At 59.1% G+C, this 17534-nt stretch carries 19 protein-coding genes; 9 read left to right on the forward strand and 10 right to left on the reverse strand.

Going from position 1 to position 17534, the window contains the following annotated elements:
- Positions 1-58: 58 nt before the first annotated feature.
- The 3 genes from VJ956_RS00350 to VJ956_RS00360 all read right to left on the reverse strand — a co-directional run bounded on the left by VJ956_RS00350 (position 59) and on the right by VJ956_RS00360 (position 1962).
- Positions 59-706 (reverse strand): dimethylsulfonioproprionate lyase family protein, encoded by a 648-nt coding sequence (locus tag VJ956_RS00350; protein WP_324080454.1) that lies wholly within the window; start codon positions 704-706, stop codon positions 59-61.
- 15 nt (positions 707-721) lie between these two features.
- Positions 722-1159, reverse strand: coding sequence for an SRPBCC family protein (locus tag VJ956_RS00355; protein WP_324080455.1), 438 nt, complete (start codon positions 1157-1159; stop codon positions 722-724).
- A gap of 107 nt (positions 1160-1266) precedes the next feature.
- On the reverse strand, positions 1267-1962 hold the full coding sequence (locus VJ956_RS00360) for a crotonase/enoyl-CoA hydratase family protein (RefSeq protein WP_324080457.1): 696 nt from the start codon (positions 1960-1962) through the stop codon (positions 1267-1269).
- Between the two features lie 207 nt (positions 1963-2169).
- Here VJ956_RS00360 and VJ956_RS00365 point away from each other — a divergent pair, with 207 nt between their 5' ends.
- Positions 2170-2505, forward strand: a complete 336-nt coding sequence (locus tag VJ956_RS00365) for a hypothetical protein (RefSeq protein WP_324080458.1) — start codon at positions 2170-2172, stop codon at positions 2503-2505.
- Positions 2506-2516: 11 nt separating this feature from the next.
- On the forward strand, positions 2517-2765 hold the full coding sequence (locus VJ956_RS00370; RefSeq protein WP_324080460.1) for a hypothetical protein: 249 nt from the start codon (positions 2517-2519) through the stop codon (positions 2763-2765).
- A gap of 42 nt (positions 2766-2807) precedes the next feature.
- Here the strand turns inward: VJ956_RS00370 and VJ956_RS00375 are convergent, their stop codons facing one another.
- From VJ956_RS00375 to VJ956_RS00385, 3 genes are all read right to left on the reverse strand, one after another.
- On the reverse strand, positions 2808-3773 hold the full coding sequence (locus VJ956_RS00375) for a zinc-binding metallopeptidase family protein (RefSeq protein WP_324080461.1): 966 nt from the start codon (positions 3771-3773) through the stop codon (positions 2808-2810).
- Positions 3774-3861: 88 nt separating this feature from the next.
- On the reverse strand, positions 3862-4239 hold the full coding sequence (locus VJ956_RS00380) for a hypothetical protein (RefSeq protein ID WP_324080463.1): 378 nt from the start codon (positions 4237-4239) through the stop codon (positions 3862-3864).
- 30 nt (positions 4240-4269) lie between these two features.
- On the reverse strand, positions 4270-4593 hold the full coding sequence (locus tag VJ956_RS00385) for a hypothetical protein (RefSeq protein WP_324080464.1): 324 nt from the start codon (positions 4591-4593) through the stop codon (positions 4270-4272).
- Positions 4594-4625: 32 nt separating this feature from the next.
- Between VJ956_RS00385 and VJ956_RS00390 the strand changes: the two genes are divergently transcribed.
- From VJ956_RS00390 to eutC, 3 genes are all read left to right on the forward strand, one after another.
- Positions 4626-4829 (forward strand): DUF3185 family protein, encoded by a 204-nt coding sequence (locus VJ956_RS00390; protein ID WP_324080465.1) that lies wholly within the window; start codon positions 4626-4628, stop codon positions 4827-4829.
- Between the two features lie 180 nt (positions 4830-5009).
- Complete coding sequence (locus tag VJ956_RS00395) at positions 5010-6422, forward strand: ethanolamine ammonia-lyase subunit EutB (RefSeq protein WP_324080466.1); 1413 nt, start codon at positions 5010-5012, stop codon at positions 6420-6422.
- Entirely contained in the window at positions 6415-7239 is an 825-nt protein-coding gene (gene eutC, locus VJ956_RS00400; protein ID WP_324080467.1) for an ethanolamine ammonia-lyase subunit EutC, read from the forward strand. Before VJ956_RS00395 ends, eutC begins: the two co-directional genes overlap by 8 nt.
- Positions 7240-7256: 17 nt before the next feature.
- On the opposite strand, the gene VJ956_RS00405 is transcribed toward eutC, so the two are convergent.
- Positions 7257-8168, reverse strand: coding sequence for a homocysteine S-methyltransferase family protein (locus VJ956_RS00405; protein WP_324080469.1), 912 nt, complete (start codon positions 8166-8168; stop codon positions 7257-7259).
- Positions 8169-8337: 169 nt separating this feature from the next.
- Here VJ956_RS00405 and VJ956_RS00410 point away from each other — a divergent pair, with 169 nt between their 5' ends.
- From VJ956_RS00410 to VJ956_RS00420, 3 genes are all read left to right on the forward strand, one after another.
- The gene (locus VJ956_RS00410) at positions 8338-9015 is read left to right on the forward strand and encodes a hypothetical protein (protein ID WP_324080470.1); all 678 of its coding nucleotides are present in this window, start codon (positions 8338-8340) and stop codon (positions 9013-9015) included.
- 154 nt (positions 9016-9169) lie between these two features.
- On the forward strand, positions 9170-11740 hold the full coding sequence (locus VJ956_RS00415; RefSeq protein WP_324080471.1) for an FAD-dependent oxidoreductase: 2571 nt from the start codon (positions 9170-9172) through the stop codon (positions 11738-11740).
- A gap of 301 nt (positions 11741-12041) precedes the next feature.
- A complete protein-coding gene (locus VJ956_RS00420; RefSeq protein ID WP_324080472.1) occupies positions 12042-13190 on the forward strand; it encodes a GlxA family transcriptional regulator in 1149 nt (382 codons plus the stop codon).
- Here the strand turns inward: VJ956_RS00420 and VJ956_RS00425 are convergent.
- Both VJ956_RS00425 and VJ956_RS00430 read right to left on the reverse strand, forming a co-directional pair.
- Positions 13182-14918 (reverse strand): formate--tetrahydrofolate ligase, encoded by a 1737-nt coding sequence (locus VJ956_RS00425; RefSeq protein WP_324080474.1) that lies wholly within the window; start codon positions 14916-14918, stop codon positions 13182-13184. The genes VJ956_RS00420 and VJ956_RS00425 overlap by 9 nt on opposite strands.
- Before the next feature lie 162 nt (positions 14919-15080).
- Complete coding sequence (locus tag VJ956_RS00430) at positions 15081-16442, reverse strand: glycine cleavage T C-terminal barrel domain-containing protein (RefSeq protein WP_324080475.1); 1362 nt, start codon at positions 16440-16442, stop codon at positions 15081-15083.
- A 200-nt stretch (positions 16443-16642) separates the two neighbouring features.
- Here VJ956_RS00430 and VJ956_RS00435 point away from each other — a divergent pair, with 200 nt between their 5' ends.
- Complete coding sequence (locus VJ956_RS00435; RefSeq protein ID WP_324080476.1) at positions 16643-17080, forward strand: DUF2721 domain-containing protein; 438 nt, start codon at positions 16643-16645, stop codon at positions 17078-17080.
- Between the two features lie 11 nt (positions 17081-17091).
- Here the strand turns inward: VJ956_RS00435 and VJ956_RS00440 are convergent, their stop codons facing one another.
- Complete coding sequence (locus VJ956_RS00440) at positions 17092-17526, reverse strand: DUF2784 domain-containing protein (RefSeq protein WP_324080477.1); 435 nt, start codon at positions 17524-17526, stop codon at positions 17092-17094.
- Between the last annotated feature and the right edge of the window lie 8 nt (positions 17527-17534).

Consider the following 17534-nt stretch of genomic DNA (forward strand, 5'->3'; position numbering starts at 1 on the left):
GAATTCAGTCATTTCCGGATATTACCCCGGCCAAGTTATTACCCTTGCGGGCCGATGACTATTTCTTGGCGGAAAAGTCCATTTTCTGATCGGACAGCTTGTCAGGTTCGCCGACCCAGGCGTAAGCCAGCAGGGTGGGTTCGAAATCTCCGGTGGTCATCCGGTGAGCCCGTTTGGGCGGATTGAATAATAGCGAACCCGGATTAAAGACGCTGTAGTTACTATCTGAAATCGAGCCACTCAGACAAATATAAGACTCACTGATGCCATCATGGCTATGCTCCGGATAGGTGCAACGAGGTGCAAACAGCACCATGCCGAGAATCAGGTTCTCACTCATGACCGGACCGTTCGGCCCCATCAGCTCTGCATAGGCATACTTGCGCGCCAGCCCCGGACGCATGCGTTCGTAGCCATATTTCCAGGTCAGCTGATTCGACACCCGGATCAGTGAACGCACCATTGGCGCTGTTCGCTCTCCCAACCCCCGATCAATCGCCCGATTGAGCCAGGCGCACACGGGTAACCGGATCGGTTGCTCGAATTCGACCCGCGGATTGCGCTCGAGCTCTGCATTCAGACGAGTTCGCACTTCTTTCAGATGGGAGCGGATCACGGCATTTCCGCCAGCGGATCCGAAGCGGTACAGGTGCCAGAATTCACGAAACAGAAATTGCCAGTCCACATGATCGCTGAGTTTGTTCACCTTGACCCTCCGGACTCAACGTCTGTCGATTGCTTGCAATACTGCGTCGAACGCCTTCGAAAACTGCTTCTGGGCCAGTCTGTCCAGGACATGGCCGGCAAGGGGCAGTTTGATGTGGCCGCTAGAAATCCAGACCACGCGGGTCTTGCCTTTGCCAGAGCGCTGAAGCGTGATTTCACCACGCCGGTGGTCAAGCGGGAACGGGCTGGACTTTTCAATCCGGTAATGCATTCTGACCGGGCGTTCGAAGTCTGTAATGCGCTCATGCAATTGCAGCGGGCCCGCGCCAATAATTCGAAGTGCGCCCTCCCCGTTTCTCTCGGCATCCCCCTCCTCAACCAGAACCGACCTGTCGACGCCGGCAAACTGGTCGTAGGAAGCATGATCACTCAGCGCCTCAAAAACTGTCTCAATGTCTTTTCCGATCATTCGCTCGACGTAAATGTGAAACATACGCAGGCGCTCCCTTGAATCCGGGTCTTGAAATCTGGAACAAACCATTCGGTCAGAGCAAAGATCCGATATCGAAAAGAAACAGGCGAATAGCTCAACCGCCGGATTTACATCAGGGCCAGATTCTCCGCATCCTTCAGGATGCACTGATCGAGCAGTTCCAGATACTCTGCTTTGGCTTTAATCTTGGTCTGGGCGTGAGCCTTCAAATTGAGCTGTTTGAATTGCCGGGCAAGCTCATTTGCCCGAGCCATCAGTTGATCTGGCGCAACGACTTCGTCCAGATAGCCGGCTTCTACAGCGCCCGCCGGGCCATAAATTTCAGCATTCACAACCGAGCGATAAAAGTGGGCGGGGGCCAGACGATGACGGGCAATTTCGATACCGGCATGATGCATCGTCATGCCAATCGCCACTTCATTCAAACCCAGCTTGAAGCTGCCCTCGATACCCACACGGTAATCCACAGACAGCAGGACAAACGCGCCCTTGGCAATGGCGTGGCCACTGCAGGCGCCAATGATGGGCATGGGGAACGCTGCCAGACGCCGGGTGAACCTGGACCCGGTGGTGACCATTGCGGTCGCTTCATCAGGGCCTTTCTGCATTTCCTTCAGATCATATCCGCCAGAAAAAATACCGGGCTGGCCCGTCAGGATGACAACGGCCCTGTCTTTCTCGGCACGATCCAGCGCAAGGTTGAGCGCATCAAAAACCGCGGGACTGAGCGCATTGGCCTTACCATTGCTGATAGTGATCGTCGCAACACCATCGTCCAGTTGGTAATTTACAAGATCCGTCACCAGACATTCCTCGCTCTGCGTTGTAGGTTGGGTTCCAGGAGTTGTTCAAAGGTTTCTCAAGTCCATGAACTGTGCCAGCTTGTCAGGGCTGCCTCAACGCTTTCGTGCGCGGAGATCACCTGAAAAATTAGAAATCCGTGGCAATTGTGTCCAGTATAGTTCCTATTCCGACCGCTACATTTCACATCCTGCTCCAGAGACTGCCTTATGCAAAATCCCGACCTGCCGACGCTGCCAACATTAGCGCTGGAACAAACCTCCCATATTCCGGAAACCTGGGAATTCGCAGCCGACGCCGGGCTGGTATTGCTGATTCCCCGGTCAGAACGCAAAAATCTGTTGGCCGGCCCATTGGCTGGCAGCCCCTGGGGTGCTTTCCTGGCAGCCAGGCTTGCTGGCCATGACGAGACCGCCAACCCCGTCGTGACTTCCGGTCCTCAGGGGCACCGGATCGTGGTGGGTTTTCTAGCCGACGATACCAGCAGCTTCAAGACTCTCGCTCTGCCCGCAAGCTGGTCACTCCGCTGCTCACCGAACGAGTAACAGGGATCAACGTGATCTCCCTGCTGAGCACCCCGGATTCAGCAAGCGCTATGGCTCAGGCGCTGGTCGGTAAAGGTATCTGTTTCGATACCGGTGGCAGTAATCTCAAGACCGGTGGTGGCATGCTGGGCATGCACGTTAACATGGCATCGTCCGGCACCCACAAGGGCGGGCTGGCGCAGATACCGACAGACCTTCAGGGCTATGGCGTGCGGTTCGGGGTGGAGTGGCTCAGCCGGATCGCAGACGGAAGGCATTGAGCCGTCGGCAAACCGGGCCCAAACCCTGGGTCCTGGGGTACCCTACCAGCCCTGGGCACCGCGCCTGAGCCAGCTGTGCACAAACACGAGTTTTTCCCGGGCGACCGGGGAAAGTATAAACGGATACAGGTCAGACAACCCCATTGAGCGGTTTATGTGGTTGATCCGCACCGTCAGTTGGGAGGCAATCTGGATCAGCCGGTCTGAATCCGTTTCGGTATAGGGGTCCCATTTGTAATCCGGCAGTTCCGGCGATCCGATTCCGGATGCCACGGCGCTGTCGGCGATATCGGTGAGGTGAAGCAGATGCGCGGCCGTTTCGGCCCAGTCCTCATGGGGATGTGCTGACGCGTAGCTGGTCAGATAGCGCTGACGCCATTCGGCTGGCGGGCCGCTGCTATAATGCCGTTGCAGCGATGCAGAATAATCAGTCCGCTCGTCCCCGAACCTGACCCGGAACTCACTGAGAAAATCCTCGCGCAGGCTCAGGCGCCACCACAGCATATGGGAAATTTCATGCCGCATATGGCCAATCATGGTGCGGTATGGCTCGTCCAGGGCCCGGCGACGGGAAGTACTGATCAGCGGATCGGCTTCGGCCACACTGATGGTCACCACGCCATTACCATGACCCATCTGAACCGGCATCAGGCCCTCGGCGAGCATGTAGAAAACCGGACGGGTACCGGGGTCTTCCGGACGGAACCAGTGCCAGCGGCCCAGGTTATCCAGCACCCAGCGTTTGGCAGCTTCGGTTTTCGCCCAGTTGGGAATGGCATTTTCGATACCCGGGTCCGGGGCCATCGCGGTCATGACACAGGAACGGCATAACTGTCCTTCTGCGGGCGCTATCCAGTTGCAACCGATCCGTTCCCGGTTGGCGCAGAAAGGCGGCATCGGAACAAAGGCCCGGGCCTGGGGATCGTATGCCACCGGCATACCGTCGGACGTGGTCAGGTTGTCAAACCAGAGCCGACCGGAACCCATGGGATTGGAAAAGACAAACATAACACTTACTCATTGTCGCTGAATGCAGGTTGATGAACCTCTGCCGCTGCGGCAGCCTCTCCAGACCCCGTTACACCGTTAACTGGCCTCAGTTGCCCAGCAGCCGGGACTGCAGCACCAGACAATCCATCATGGTGACGGAAAGATTTCGAAAGCCTTGTTCGGACCCGATCATGTCGGGAAACTGGTCTGCCATCGCACGACGACAGATGGAGCTTCTGGATTTGCTGGCTTTAAGGCAGTCCTCGTATTCATCGTTTCCTGCTGCCCCTCCTGTCGCCTCTTCACAGAGCCTGGGCACCTGTGCCACTGCCCAGTCCACGATCCTGCCGCGCTCAACAGGTTTCGCAGCGATGTTGGCAATGCGGTCGACATCCAGTGGTGCGGGCTGCTCACGCATCTGGCTCCAGAGAACAAATAGCAAAGCAGCTGAAACCAGAATAACGGTCGCCGTAGGAAACTTCATAGTTGCATCCGCCCTCCACCATCCCAGCCTTCAGCCGAAGTATCCCTCAATCCACTGAAACAGCTTCTGAGCATCCACTTGCGACAGCGCCATACTCTGGAATTCGTTGCCCACTTCCTGTTCCATCGTAATAAACTGATAGAGTAACACTCCCGGCTGCTCATCGTGGAGAATCAGCGTGATACGGCGGCGGGTGCGCAGGCAGTCGATGGTCATTACATCCGCGGGTATACCTGTATCCCGCATACCGCGGCGCACTTCTAATACCGGGTTAATGTGTTGGTGGCTCGCCTGAATGCGGGCATGGGCCTCGCTGGCCATGTCGGAGAGGGCTTTCAGGGGATCTTCAGACATAAACGTCCAACCTTTTTGACAATGAGGGAACCATGGGAAATAGTAGACTTATTGGCGTTGTTCTGCTGGTCATTGGCGCAGTTTTGCTCTACTTCGGCTACCAGTCTTCACAATCTCTGGGCGGCCAGATTACCGAGTCTCTGACCGGCCGGTTTACCGATGAGACCATGTGGTACCTGATCGCTGGCGCGGCGGCCGCATGCGCTGGCGCATTCATGGTCTTCTTCAGGAAGTAGCCGCTCTGGCGCAGCCCGCCTATACAGCCGTGTGTTTTGAAGCTGCCTTTCATGCGCATCCTTACTGCCCACCAGAGAATCACCATTGCCGTGGTTTATGGCCTGCATTTTGCTTTCTTGTTTCTCAACGCTGACCGTACAGGTCACCATCACTGACCTCCCTGGGGAGTTGGAAAACACATGAGCGGCAAATACAGTTTCACCCTGGGCACCCGGATCTGGCATTTCCGAAGCCTGGCCGACCTGATGGCCAGGGCCACCCCGGCGCGCTCCGGTGACCGCCTGGCAGGTGTGATCGCCGAATCTGCCGAACAACGGGTAGTGGCGCAGATGTGCCTGGCGGAACTGCCCTTGCGCACTTTCCTGAACGAAGCGCTGATCCCCTATGAAGACGACGAGATCACCCGCCTGATCCTGGACACCCACAATGCCGCCGCCTTTGAACCGGTATCACACCTGACCGTGGGTGATTTCCGCAACTGGCTGCTGAGTGATATCGCCACCCCCGGAGTTCTGGCCCGGATCCGGCCGGGGCTGACACCGGAAATGGTGGCAGCCGTCAGCAAGCTGATGCGCAATCAGGATCTGATTCTGGTCGCCAGCAAATGCCGGATCACCACCGCGTTCCGCAACACCATCGGCCTGCCCGGACGCCTGTCGACCAGGCTTCAGCCCAACCACCCCACCGACGACATGGCCGGTATAGCCGCGAGTATCCTCGATGGTCTGCTGTATGGCAGCGGAGACGCCGTGATCGGTATCAACCCCGCGTCCGATAACGTGACCCAGGCTAAAAAGCTCATGGTGATGATGGATTCGGTCATCCAGCGCTATAACATTCCCACCCAGTCCTGTGTGCTCACCCATGTCACCAATACCCTGGAAGCCATCGAACAGGGCGCGCCGGTTGATCTGGTATTCCAGTCGATTGGCGGCACCGAGGCCACCAACCGGGGGTTCGGGTTCAACCTGGCCAACCTGCGGGAAGCCCGGGACGCCGCCCGCTCGCTCAAACGCGGCAGCCTGGGCCAGAATGTAATGTACTTTGAAACCGGCCAGGGCAGCTCGCTCTCGGCGAACGCCCACCAGGGCCTGGACCAGCAGACCTGCGAAGCACGCGCCTATGCCGTGGCCAGGCATTTCGAGCCATTACTGGTCAACACGGTGGTGGGTTTTATCGGGCCGGAGTACCTGTTCGACGGCAAGGAGATTATCCGCGCCGGGCTGGAAGACCACTTCTGTGGCAAATTACTGGGCGTGCCCATGGGCTGTGACATCTGTTACACCAACCATGCCGAAGCCGACCAGAACGACATGGACAATCTGCTTACCCTGCTGGGGGTGGCCGGCTGCACCTTCATTATGGGCGTACCGGGGTCTGACGACATTATGCTGAACTACCAGTCCACCTCCTTCCATGATGCTCTTTACGCCCGCCGTGTGCTGGGACTGAAACCCGCGCCGGAATTTGAACAGTGGCTGGAAACCATGAACATCTTCCGGAATTCAGACCGGGTCGAGCTGAACCCGGACATACCGGCCGCCTTCCGCCACAGCCTTGGCGGCCCAACAGGAGGCCAGGGCCATGACTGAAGCAGAGTTGCCGGTGGTCACCCACAATCCCTGGCGCCGCCTGCGGCAGTATACGGACGCTCGCATCGGCCTGGGGCGTGCCGGTGTCAGCCTGTCCACCGCCGAATTGCTGGCTTTCCAGCTGGCCCACGCCCAGGCCCAGGATGCGGTTCACTTCCCGCTGGACATCGCAGCCCTGCTGCGCCTGCTGGCAGAAGTTCCCGCTATTGCCGCACTTGGTAATGCCCTGCGCCTGCATAGCCAGGCCCCGGATCGAGTGACCTATCTGCAACGCCCGGATCTGGGGCGCAGTCTTTCGCAAGCGTCAGTAGCCGGCCTCCAGAGCCTGCAGCAGGCAGTGAAGGAACCGCCTGACCTCGCCCTGGTCATCGCGGATGGTCTGTCATCCCGGGCCGTGCAGCAAAATGCAGTGCCAGTTATCGAACACTTCCTCAGCGATCTGGCAGCGCAGTGCCCGGAACTGCGTATGGCGCCACCGATCCTGGTCGAGCAGGGCCGCGTGGCCATCGGCGATGAGGTGGGTCACCTGCTGGGGGCCCGCCAGGTGGTGGTGTTTATCGGTGAACGCCCCGGCCTCAGCTCCCCCGACAGCCTGGGCATCTACCTGACTTACGGCCCCGAGCCCGGTCTTCCTGACGCCCGCCGCAACTGCATCTCCAACATTCGCCCGGCCGGCCTTTCATCTGGCCAGGCCAGCCAGCGGCTGTTATACCTGATACAGGAGGCGGCCCGGCTGAAGCTGTCCGGGGTTGCCCTTAAGGACCGCAGCGCGGAAGTAACGATCGGGACCGGTAACCAGAACAACTTTCTGCTTTAGTGACACAGGACAGTGCCTCAGGGTCGGGTTAGCTGGGAAAACCGGATCAGCTCAAAGTCCTTCGCCAGACCGTCGGCAAGATGCCGGATGTGCGCTGGCGTGATTTCACAACATCCGCCGACAATGCGGGCGCCAGCTGTCAGCCACTGCCGCACCACCCCGGTATAGATCTGCGGCGAGACATCCTCCCGCGCTTCCAGCGCGTCCGCCAGACCACCCCGTGCCATTTCCTCGACCGACTCGAACGCATTGGCGTAGCCGCCGACCAATGGATACATGCTAACCAGCTGCGGCATGGCAGCGGTCAGAATTTCCGGGTCACAGCAGTTCAGCATGACCGCTGTTGGCGCATACTCCGCGACTGCGGCCACAGCTTCGGTCAGGGTTTCGCCCGATTTCAGATCGCCATTCACCTCCACGCGGAACGACACGCCAAAGGGTTTACCCAGCTCACGGGCAGCCGCACAGGCGGCCCTTGCCTCCAGAGTATTGGTCATGGTTTCAATCAGAATAACGTCGCCACGTTCCTGCAACCGGACCAGCGTGTTGTACTCATCCTGCAGGTCTGCAAACGTGCGGGCCGGCTGGCCCTGATAGCTGGCAAACAGGGGTGGCAGACAACCGGCAATGTCCAACTCAGCGCCGGTTTCATCAATCGCATCCTGCAGCGCCTGGAATGCTTGCTGATGGATGGTCGCCATCTGCTCATGAACCCCGAGTCGTTTCAGGCGGGTGGGCGTTGCCGGGTAGGTATTCAGAGTCAGGGTTTTCGCGCCCGCCAGAATGAAATCCCTGTGCACTGCGGTCACAATATCCGGCCGCTCAAGCATCACCGCCACGGACCAGAGCGCCGAACTGACATCCGGCGCCCGGCGGTAAATTTCCTGGCCCAGGCCACCATCAAGCAATGCAACAGACGTCATTTTCATCAAGCCCCTTCTCAGCTCAGTATATTCGGCAATTCCTCGAGCCGACAGCTTAACACCCTGCCTGTCGGCTGGCATCGGTTGCCAGCCTGGCCGTGCGGGTTATAGTCTGCAGGTTTTAGATTTAGCGACTATCATCCCTGAGAGTACAGGGTTCAGAGAGTCTTCGATCATGACAGATCATCGTTCCGTCCACCTCTGGTGGCTTGCGCTTGCCGCCGGCCTTATCCCGTTGCTTACCATTCACCTTACCTTCGCGGTGTCGGTGCTGGAAGGTTACGTGCAGCTCTGTGTGCCCTACTGGGACAGCTGCACAAGTATCAGCCGCACCGGCCGCCACGGCACCTCCTATTTCATTTTCAAGGGCACCATGCTCCCCGCGGCGCTGTTGGGCATGCTGTTCTGGTGGCTGAATGGGCGCTGGCTGCGACAACTTGGCATTCATACCAGAGGTGTTGCCTGGATTCCGTGGCTCGGGCTGGTGGCCAGTTTCTCGCTGGCGGCTTACACGCTCGCGCTGGGGCATGCCGGCGATGGCTTCAATCTGATCCGCAGGATTGGCGTGGTGCTGTATTTCTCGCTCAGCTATATCTGCCAGTTACTGATCAGTGCTGGCCTGCAGGGCCACCCCCAATGGACGCACACCGGCAGAAAACTGATGAACCTGTGCCTGGCCACTCTGGGTGTGGGGATCCTGTCAGTGATACTCAATGGTGTCGCGCCAGAGTTCTACAGCCGTAAAGACGATGCTTTGGAATGGATACTGGCAGCCATGATCAACGCCCACGCCCTGTGGCTGGCTTTGCTCTGGCGCAAGAACAGATTCCGGATGAGACTCTGGGTCGCCTGACGACTCCCGCGGCCTGCTGGCCGCCCTGCCGCTTTTGGACACCTGCGTGTCGTATTGAATTGGCCGCCCCCGACTGATCAGAGCCACATTTAACCAAGGCGCCCGAAGTGTCGTGGCACCACTGTGGGTTGTTGGGGATAAAGGGGAAAGCAGCATGGCACAGCTACCGAAACGTGCAAAAGTCGTCATCATCGGTCAGGGCGGTATCGTTGGCTCGTCGGTGGCCCACCACCTGATTGAGCAGGGCTGGGATAATATCGTGGGGCTGGAAAAATCCGCGATCCCCTCTGATATCAGTTCTACCTCTCATGCCTCGGATTTCTGCTTCACCACCTCCCACGACAAACTGAACATCTACACCACCAGTTACAGCCAGGCGTTTTACCAGAAGCGTGGCAACTATGTGAAGTGCGGTGGCATGGAGGTGGCCCGCGTCGATGACGACGAACGCATGAACGAACTCCGCCGCAAGGTAGGCTCAGGCAAGGCCTTCGGCACCAATGTCAGCATGATCTCGCCAAAGCAGGCGAAAGAGCTGTTTCCGCTGCTGGACGAAAACCGGATCCAGGGCGCCATGTGGGATCCGGACGCCGGACTGGTAGTGCCCCGTTCCCAGAGTGTGGCGGGCGACCTGGTGGAAGAAGCAGTAGCCACCGGCAAGCTCCAGGCCTTTGCCTACACGCCGGCCATCCGTATTGACGTTCAGGACGGCCAGGTTCGAGGGGTTGAAACCCACAAAGGTTATATTGAAACCGAGTATGTGGTGCTGTCCATGGGCATCTGGGGGCCGTTGATAGCCAATACTGCCAACTCACCCCTGCCGCTGATGCCACTGGAACACCCGCTGCTGTTCTTTGGTCCCTATGACGAGCTGGCGGGCACCGGTAAGCAGATCGTCTACCCGCTGTTCCGGGATCAGGGCAACTCGGCCTATGTCCGGGACACCGGCGACCCCACCACCACCGAGGGCGGTCGTATTGAGTGGGGTTACTACGAGCCGGACAACCCCCGCCTGGTGTCTCCCGAAGCAATTGCCGAGCCGGGCGAGGCAAGAATGTCGCCGTCGATGCGGGATCTGTCCCTGGACCAGGTCATGGACGCTTACGAGAAAGCCATCGAAATGACCCCGATTCTGGGCGAACTGGGGTGGGAGGAAAGACACTCGTTCAATGGCCTGCTGTCGGTCACGCCCGATGGCGGTTCCCTGCTGGGGGAATCTCCGGAAGTGCGCAATCTGTGGTTCTGCGAGGCGGTCTGGGTCAAGGATGGCCCGGGCGCGGGCAAGGTACTGGCGGACTGGATGACTCACGGTTCGCCGGAGATGGATCCCCACAGCATTGATATTGCCCGTCACTACCCGCTGCAGAAAACCGCGGATTATGTGTACAGCCGCTGCTACGAAACTGCCAAAAAAATCTATACCCCTGCCGTTCATCCCCGCGAGCCCTATATGACCGGGCGCAGAATGAGAGCCAGCCCGTTCTATCTGCGGGAGGTACAACTGGGCGCCTACTTCATGGAAGCCGCCGGTTGGGAACGGGCCCACGGCTACGCCGCGAACGAGCCGACATTGCTGGCAAAATACCGCGACCGTATCCCGGTGCGGGAACACGAGTGGGACGCGCGACACTTCTGGGAAGTTTCCAACGCCGAACAACTGGAGATGAGCGAATCCGTGGGCATGATCAACCTGTCCCACTTCGCCATTTTTGATATATCGGGTGGCGACGCCGAAGCACTCCTGGAGTACCTGTCCGTCGCCAAGGTGGGCGGAACCATTGCCGAGGGCAAAGGCGTATACACCCACTTCCTTGATGCCCGTGGCGGTATCCGCTCAGACCTTACCATCATCCGCCGGGGCAATAACGACTACCGGGTAGTCTGCGGCGGCGACACCGGTCACCGGGACTATTGCTGGATCACCCGGATGGCCCGGGAGCAAGAGCTCGACAATATCCAGGTGCGGGACCGCACTGACGAACTGGCTACCCTGGGACTCTGGGGACCAAAGGCGCGGGAAACCCTGGCACAGTTTGTCACTGACCCCGATGAGTTGTCAGCGGAAAATTTCCCCTTTGCCACGTCACGGGAGCTGAACGTTCGGGGTGTTCCGGTCTGGGCCTTCCGGATTTCCTACGTCGGCGAACAGGGCTGGGAGCTTTACTTCCCGTTCAGCTACGGCCTGAAAATCTGGGACCTGTTATACCACGCCGGTGTTACCCCGGTCGGCATCGAAACCTACGCCAACACCCGGCGCCTGGAGAAGAGCCTGCGGCTGCAGAACGTCGATCTGGAAACCGAGTACAACCTCTACGAAGCCGGCCTGCAACGTCCCAAAGTAAAAGATGCCGATTTCCACGGCAAGGCGGCTTACCTGGAACAGCGGGAATGGCAGCAGCAGTCGGCCTACCTGTGCACCATGACCATGACCGCAAACACCGACGCCAACGGCCTGCTGCGGTATCCGGTAGGCCAGTGGCCCATTCTTGATCCGCAAACCGGCGCCGTGCTGGTAGACAGCCATGGCCGCCGCTCCTACAACACCAGTGCGGCCTGGGGACCTTCAGTGGGCCGGATGATCCTGCTGGGTTACATTCCCGCGGAGTATGCACGGGAAGGTCGCGAGCTGGTCCTGGAATACTTTCAGGAGCATTACCCCATCCGTATCGAGTCGGTGGGATACCGGGCGCTTTATGATCCGGACAACGAGCGGGTCAGGTCCTGAGACGCTCTCGACGGTGTACCAGCCAACAGTGCTTGCGGTTTTCCACGGCCTGGAACAACTCGAACCGATTGAAAGCCGGTATCGTCGCATGGGGACCAGATCGGGGCGCCGGATGTCGCATCTGGACCATGCGCATTTCCGCAGTCGCCTTAGACTGAAACCGGACCGGAACTGATGGTTTATTGCAGGGTCCAAGTCTTGCACTATCAAAGTGCACCAACTAGTGTTGACTATGAGGCAGCCAGAACGGTTTTCCGGTTATTGACTGCAGCTACAGCCCCTGGCGGGGCGAGGGGGTTGCATGACTATCCACACAGGCTCAAGCCTCAACAGGCTCGCCGGTGAACCCTACCGGGTCGGCTTCCTGCTGATCGAAAACTTTACCCTGATTGCTCTGGCAACGGCGGTCGAGCCGCTGCGAATGGCGAATCAACTGGCAGGTACCGAGCTTTATTCCTGGCAAATGCTGACCGCCGAGGGGCAGCCAGCCCGCGCCAGCGACGGCATCACCATGCTGCCGGACGCATCCTGTCTCGAAAATCATTATTTTGACATGGTCATCGTGGTTGCCGGTATCGATTTCACCCGCAGTTTCTCCCGTCGGGAAGTCAACTGGCTGAAGCAGATGGGGCGGCGCCATACCCTGCTCGCGGCAGTATGCACCGGACCCTACGTGCTCGCCAGTGCCGGCTTGCTTGATGGCCACCCCTGCAGTGCACACTGGGAGTGCCTTGAAGCCATTCAGGAAGGGTTTCCCCGAGTCCAGACCAATAATCGGCTGTTCACCGTTGAACAGGAGCGTATGACCTGTACCGGCGGTACCGTGCCAATGCACATGATGCTCAGCTTTCTGGCACGGCGCCACGGCCGGGAACTCAGCAATGCGGTATCACACATGTTTGTCTGTGACCGGGTCCGGGAAGAAAGTGAGCAGCAACCCATGCCCATGCATCCCGGGCTGGTATTTGCGCAACCGAAGCTGGCCGAGGCAGCCCAACTGATGGAAGCAAACATCGAAGAACCGATAGAACTCGGGGAACTGGCGATGCTGGCCAGCATATCGCGGCGGCAACTGGAGCGCCTGTTCCTGAAACACATGGGCTGCACACCCTCACGTTATTACCTGCGGGTGCGCCTTAACCGGGCGCGCCGGTTGCTGAAGCAGACCTCCGGCTCAATCGTGGAAATTGCATCCGTATGCGGGTTTGTCTCGGCCACCCACTTCAGCCGTTGCTACCGTAAAATCATGGGGCGCGCGCCCAAATACGAGCGCATGGAGGTTTACCCACAGAGCCACGGGCCAGCCGACAGTGCTCTTGGCGCTGCCATGGCGAGCCTGCCCTCTACTTCCCTGCAGGCGCTCAGGCGTGCGCAAGCCGAGCCGACCTACGGCACTTTTGAAAGCCGGCATGAAGGTAGGCGTGAACGCGAGGACATCATCTCAGGTTAAGCCCACCACCAGGCCATTTTCATCCAGCGCGATATCCAGCGCAGCGGGTCGCCGCGGCAGGCCCGGCATGGTCATGATATCGCCACACACCGCCACCACGAAGCCCGCCCCGGCGGCCAGGCGCACTTCCCGCACCGGCAGCATATGTCCGGAGGGCGCGCCCTTTATCGACGAGTCCGCGGAAAAACTGTATTGCGTTTTAGCGATACAGACCGGCAGGTGGCCGAATCCCAGGCTCTGGTATTCCTCTAATTGTCGCCTCGCCGCGGTGGTAAACTCGACACCGCCGGCATGATATATCCGGGTAGCGATCGTGCGGATCTTGTCCGCCAGTGGCAGACTGTCTTCATAAAGAAACTTGACCTCCGGCGTGCCTTCGGCCATCTGGTCGAGCACCGCCTGGGCCAGTTCGGTCGCGCCCTCACCGCCGGTTGCCCAATGGTCGGCGGCCACGGCCCTTACGCCCAGAGCGTCACTGATGGACTCGACCAGCGCCATTTCCTCCCCGGTGTCATCCGGGAAACGGTTGATGCAGACCACCGGCGTCAGGCCGAACTGCTGCAGATTGCGAATGTGTCGCTCCAGATTGGCAGCGCCCTCCCTCAGGGCGATGAGGTCGGGCATGCCCAGCCGGCTGCGCGGAACCCCACCCTGCATTTTCAATGCCCGGATGGTGCAGACCACCACAGCGGCATCGGGCCGCAGGCCGGTGTGCCGGCACTTGATATTAATGAACTTTTCCGCGCCCAGGTCAGCGCCGAACCCGGCCTCGGTCACTACCACATCATTCAGGGCCAGGGCGGCGCGGGTGGCGGTGACAGAATTGCAGCCATGGGCAATGTTGGCAAAGGGCCCGCCGTGAATAAACACCGGATTGTGCTCCAGACTCTGCACCAGATTTGGCTGCAGCGCTTCTTTTAACAGGACCGTCAGTGAGCCCTCCATGCCCAGATCCCGAACGGTAACCGGAGTCATGTCCGAACGCCGGCCAACGATGATATTGCCCAGACGCTGTTTCAGATCTTCACGGCCATCCGCAAGACACAGGATCGCCATGATCTCGGACGACACGGTGATATCAAACCCGGTTTCCCGGGGCACACCGTGAGCCGCACCGCCCAGACCGCACACGATGTTGCGCAGTGAGCGATCGGTGATGTCCAGAACCCTTCGCCAGCTTACATGGCGCGGATCGAGCCCGGATTCATTGCCCCAGTGAATGTGGTTGTCGATCAGCGATGCCAGCAGATTGTGGGCGGTGGTAATGGCGTGAAAGTCACCGTTGAAATGCAGGTTGATGTCTTCCATCGGAATGACCTGGGACCGGCCACCGCCGGCTGCCCCGCCCTTCATGCCAAAACAGGGGCCCAGCGAGGGCTCACGCAGACACACCGAAGAACGCACGCCCAGGCGGTTGAAACCATCGTTCAGGCCAACGCTGGTGGTGGTTTTGCCCTCCCCCGCCGGTGTCGGCGTAATAGCCGTTACCAGTACCAGCCTGCCCCGGGGCGCGGTAGCGGAGGTATCAACGTAAGCCATATCCAGCTTGGCCTTGTAGTGGCCAAAAGGCACCAGACTCTCCGCTGGCAAGCCAAATCGCTGCTGGGCCAGCAGCAGGATGGACTGGGGCTGGACCGAGCGGGCGATCTCGATGTCCGGGGTGCCCGGCGGCGGAAACTCTACCGCGGGTGGCGTTACCGGTGTCAGCTTGCTGTACTGAAGACTCATGGAACTGACCTCTCTGGTCCCCGGGGGACCCACTGTGCTCCTGAATCCATTGTGCGGTCTGCCGCAGCCCACCGAATGGAAACAGGTGGATACCCCGGTGAGGGGTATCCGGGTCGTCTGGGCGCACGGCTGTGGGGTGTTGCCCGGGCGCCCACCAGGCTGCTAGTCGGCGAAGTCGATTCCCTTCGCCTTGGCCCGCTCGCGGGCATTGGGGTTTACCGACGGCCGGAAGGGTACTTCCACCACCTCGCCTGCCACAGCTGTGGCGCCGCCCGCTGCGGCATACTCTACCGGCAGGTGGACCGTCAGGTGCGTGCCGACAGCGCGCCAGTCATGGGGTACATAAGCCAGGGCGATGTTGGTTTCCAGTTCCGGCGAGTACCAGGGCGAAGTCACATAGCCTACGGGATCACCGCCGTCAGGCCCGCTGATCAACCAGAAATCATTAGCATAGTCAGTGACCTGGCCGCCACCGAAACGGATGCCCACCATGATGTGACTGAAGGGCGGCTGACCGGCATCAATCTGCTCGCGAACCTTCTCAAGCTTCTGCTTGCCGATGTAGTCCGCCTCCTTGTTACGCGGGACCTGATATGCCAGGGCGCACTGGAAAGGCAGGGTTTCCTGGTCCACATCCTGGCCCCAGGAAAGAATGCCGGCGGCAATGCGACGGTGGTGCGCCGGGGCAATCACCCTCAGATTATGGGGTTCACCGGCAGCAAGCACGGTGTACCAGAGATCCTCAGCGTACCTGGTGGCGTCCTTGAGGTAGATCTCGTAGCCCTTTTCACCGGTAAAACCGGTCTGGGAAATGATCACGTCGTGACCGGCCACCTGGCCTTCCATCAGCCCGTAGTAGGGAATGTCTCTCACTCCCTCACCGAACAGATCCGCCATCATCGCTTCCGACTTCGGCCCCTGGATCTGCACCGGCGCCACATCGATTTCCGCGATCGTAACGTCAAAGCCCATGCCGAGGTTCACCCCCCGCATCCACAGTTCCAGATCACTGTCGGAGAGGGAAAACCAGAATTCGTCCTCGGCAATTCGCAGCAGCACCGGGTCATTTATGATGCCGCCCTCCTCATTACACAGAATGACGTACTTGCCATGCATTGGCTTGATTCTGGTAGCATCCCGGGTGATCACGTAGTTCACAAATCGTTCCGCGTCCGGACCCTTGACCTGGATCTGGCGTTCCACGGCCACGTTCCACATGGTGACGTCGTGAATCAGTGACTCGTACTCCAGCATGGCGCCACCTTCTTCCGGACGGATGTAGCCCCTTGGGTGGTACATGCGGTTGTAAACCGTTGCCCGCCAGCAGCCGGCCTCGTAGGCGAGGTGCCAATAAGGCGACTTGCGCACGCGGGTGGAAATCAGCATTTCCACCGGCGTAGGGCCGGACTGGCGCAGGTTAACGGGAACGCGTCGGTCAGACTGGTCGACGCTGACCGGCTGACGCGCGGCACCCGCCCGTTGCCGCGGGTAATCCATCAGTGCATGTTCAAATTTAACGGCCATTGCTATCTCCCCCTTATCGGGCTGTTGATAGCTCTAATGTGGCCCTGTTTGGGGTTACCTGAATGAACCAATACGACACCGGCAGAACCAGAAACGTCAGAGCAGATACCGCAAGCCTGTTATATTGGAGATCGCATGCCCGAAAGCCTGATTCTCCAGCGTCCACAACTTAACCGCCCGCGCAAACCAAGGAGCAAACCTTGACACTCACCACCCCTGCCCTGTTATTTCCGGCCATTTCATTGCTGCTGCTGGCCTACACCAATCGCTTTCTCGTGCTGGCCCAGCTTATCCGCCAGCTCAGACAGATGGACTCAGAGGAGGATCATGCCCTGATTGCCAGGCAGATCAGCATGCTGCGCAAACGCATTCTGCTGACCAAACGCATGCAGACCTACGGTGTACTGAGTTTTTTCGTCTGTACCGTGTCCATGTTCGTACTGTTTCTGGGCATTGAGCTCGCAGGTGCCATCGCGTTCGGAATCAGCCTTATTCTGCTGTCGATTTCGCTGCTGTATTCACTCTACGAGATTGTTATTTCGACAAACGCCATCAACGTTGAGCTCGAGAATTTTGAGGTCAGGAAGCAGGGGGAAGCAGCAAAGCAGGGAACAGATAGCAAATCGTCAGGTTGCTGACAATTCCACAGCTATTGGCCATCCCGGATCCCCGTGGCTGCTGCGCGGCAGCCGATCCGTTTGGGGGGAACCAGAAACCAGCTCGCCAGAACCAGAAGCCCGAACACCGTATAGCCGAGGATAAACACCCACTCCGGAGCACTGTAGTAGAGGATGGACTGAAGCCAGTGCTGGATGAAGGATCCGTCGTAGCCGGAATCGCCGGCCTTCTCACGCAGTGCCATTTCCCATTCCGTCAGCGGACAAATCCGGCCAAACCATGACTGCAGGACCACGATGGCAATAACCGTCAGGTGGCTGAGCCTGAACCAGAAATTGCGCACCCAGCTCCACCTGCGGAAATGCCCGGCATAAACCGCCATCAGCCCCAGAATCACAAAGGCGACGAGCAGCGTATGAACAATCAGCAGGGAGTCGGCCAGTATCAAAAGCCAGTCGTTACTCATCGCGAACT

Origin of the sequence: Marinobacter sp., assembly GCF_035268745.1 — a bacterium.
In the GTDB taxonomy this organism is placed as follows: domain Bacteria; phylum Pseudomonadota; class Gammaproteobacteria; order Pseudomonadales; family Oleiphilaceae; genus Marinobacter.

Coding starts and splice junctions, on each gene's coding strand:
- VJ956_RS00355 (WP_324080455.1), bottom strand. CDS start 1,159: ATGTTTCACATTTACGTCGAGCGAATGATCGGAAAAGACATTGAGACA.
- VJ956_RS00365 (WP_324080458.1), top strand. CDS start 2,170: ATGCAAAATCCCGACCTGCCGACGCTGCCAACATTAGCGCTGGAACAA.
- VJ956_RS00375 (WP_324080461.1), bottom strand. CDS start 3,773: ATGTTTGTCTTTTCCAATCCCATGGGTTCCGGTCGGCTCTGGTTTGAC.
- VJ956_RS00380 (WP_324080463.1), bottom strand. CDS start 4,239: ATGAAGTTTCCTACGGCGACCGTTATTCTGGTTTCAGCTGCTTTGCTA.
- VJ956_RS00385 (WP_324080464.1), bottom strand. CDS start 4,593: ATGTCTGAAGATCCCCTGAAAGCCCTCTCCGACATGGCCAGCGAGGCC.
- VJ956_RS00390 (WP_324080465.1), top strand. CDS start 4,626: ATGGGAAATAGTAGACTTATTGGCGTTGTTCTGCTGGTCATTGGCGCA.
- VJ956_RS00395 (WP_324080466.1), top strand. CDS start 5,010: ATGAGCGGCAAATACAGTTTCACCCTGGGCACCCGGATCTGGCATTTC.
- eutC (WP_324080467.1), top strand. CDS start 6,415: ATGACTGAAGCAGAGTTGCCGGTGGTCACCCACAATCCCTGGCGCCGC.
- VJ956_RS00405 (WP_324080469.1), bottom strand. CDS start 8,168: ATGAAAATGACGTCTGTTGCATTGCTTGATGGTGGCCTGGGCCAGGAA.
- VJ956_RS00410 (WP_324080470.1), top strand. CDS start 8,338: ATGACAGATCATCGTTCCGTCCACCTCTGGTGGCTTGCGCTTGCCGCC.
- VJ956_RS00415 (WP_324080471.1), top strand. CDS start 9,170: ATGGCACAGCTACCGAAACGTGCAAAAGTCGTCATCATCGGTCAGGGC.
- VJ956_RS00420 (WP_324080472.1), top strand. CDS start 12,042: ATGACTATCCACACAGGCTCAAGCCTCAACAGGCTCGCCGGTGAACCC.
- VJ956_RS00425 (WP_324080474.1), bottom strand. CDS start 14,918: ATGAGTCTTCAGTACAGCAAGCTGACACCGGTAACGCCACCCGCGGTA.
- VJ956_RS00430 (WP_324080475.1), bottom strand. CDS start 16,442: ATGGCCGTTAAATTTGAACATGCACTGATGGATTACCCGCGGCAACGG.
- VJ956_RS00440 (WP_324080477.1), bottom strand. CDS start 17,526: ATGAGTAACGACTGGCTTTTGATACTGGCCGACTCCCTGCTGATTGTT.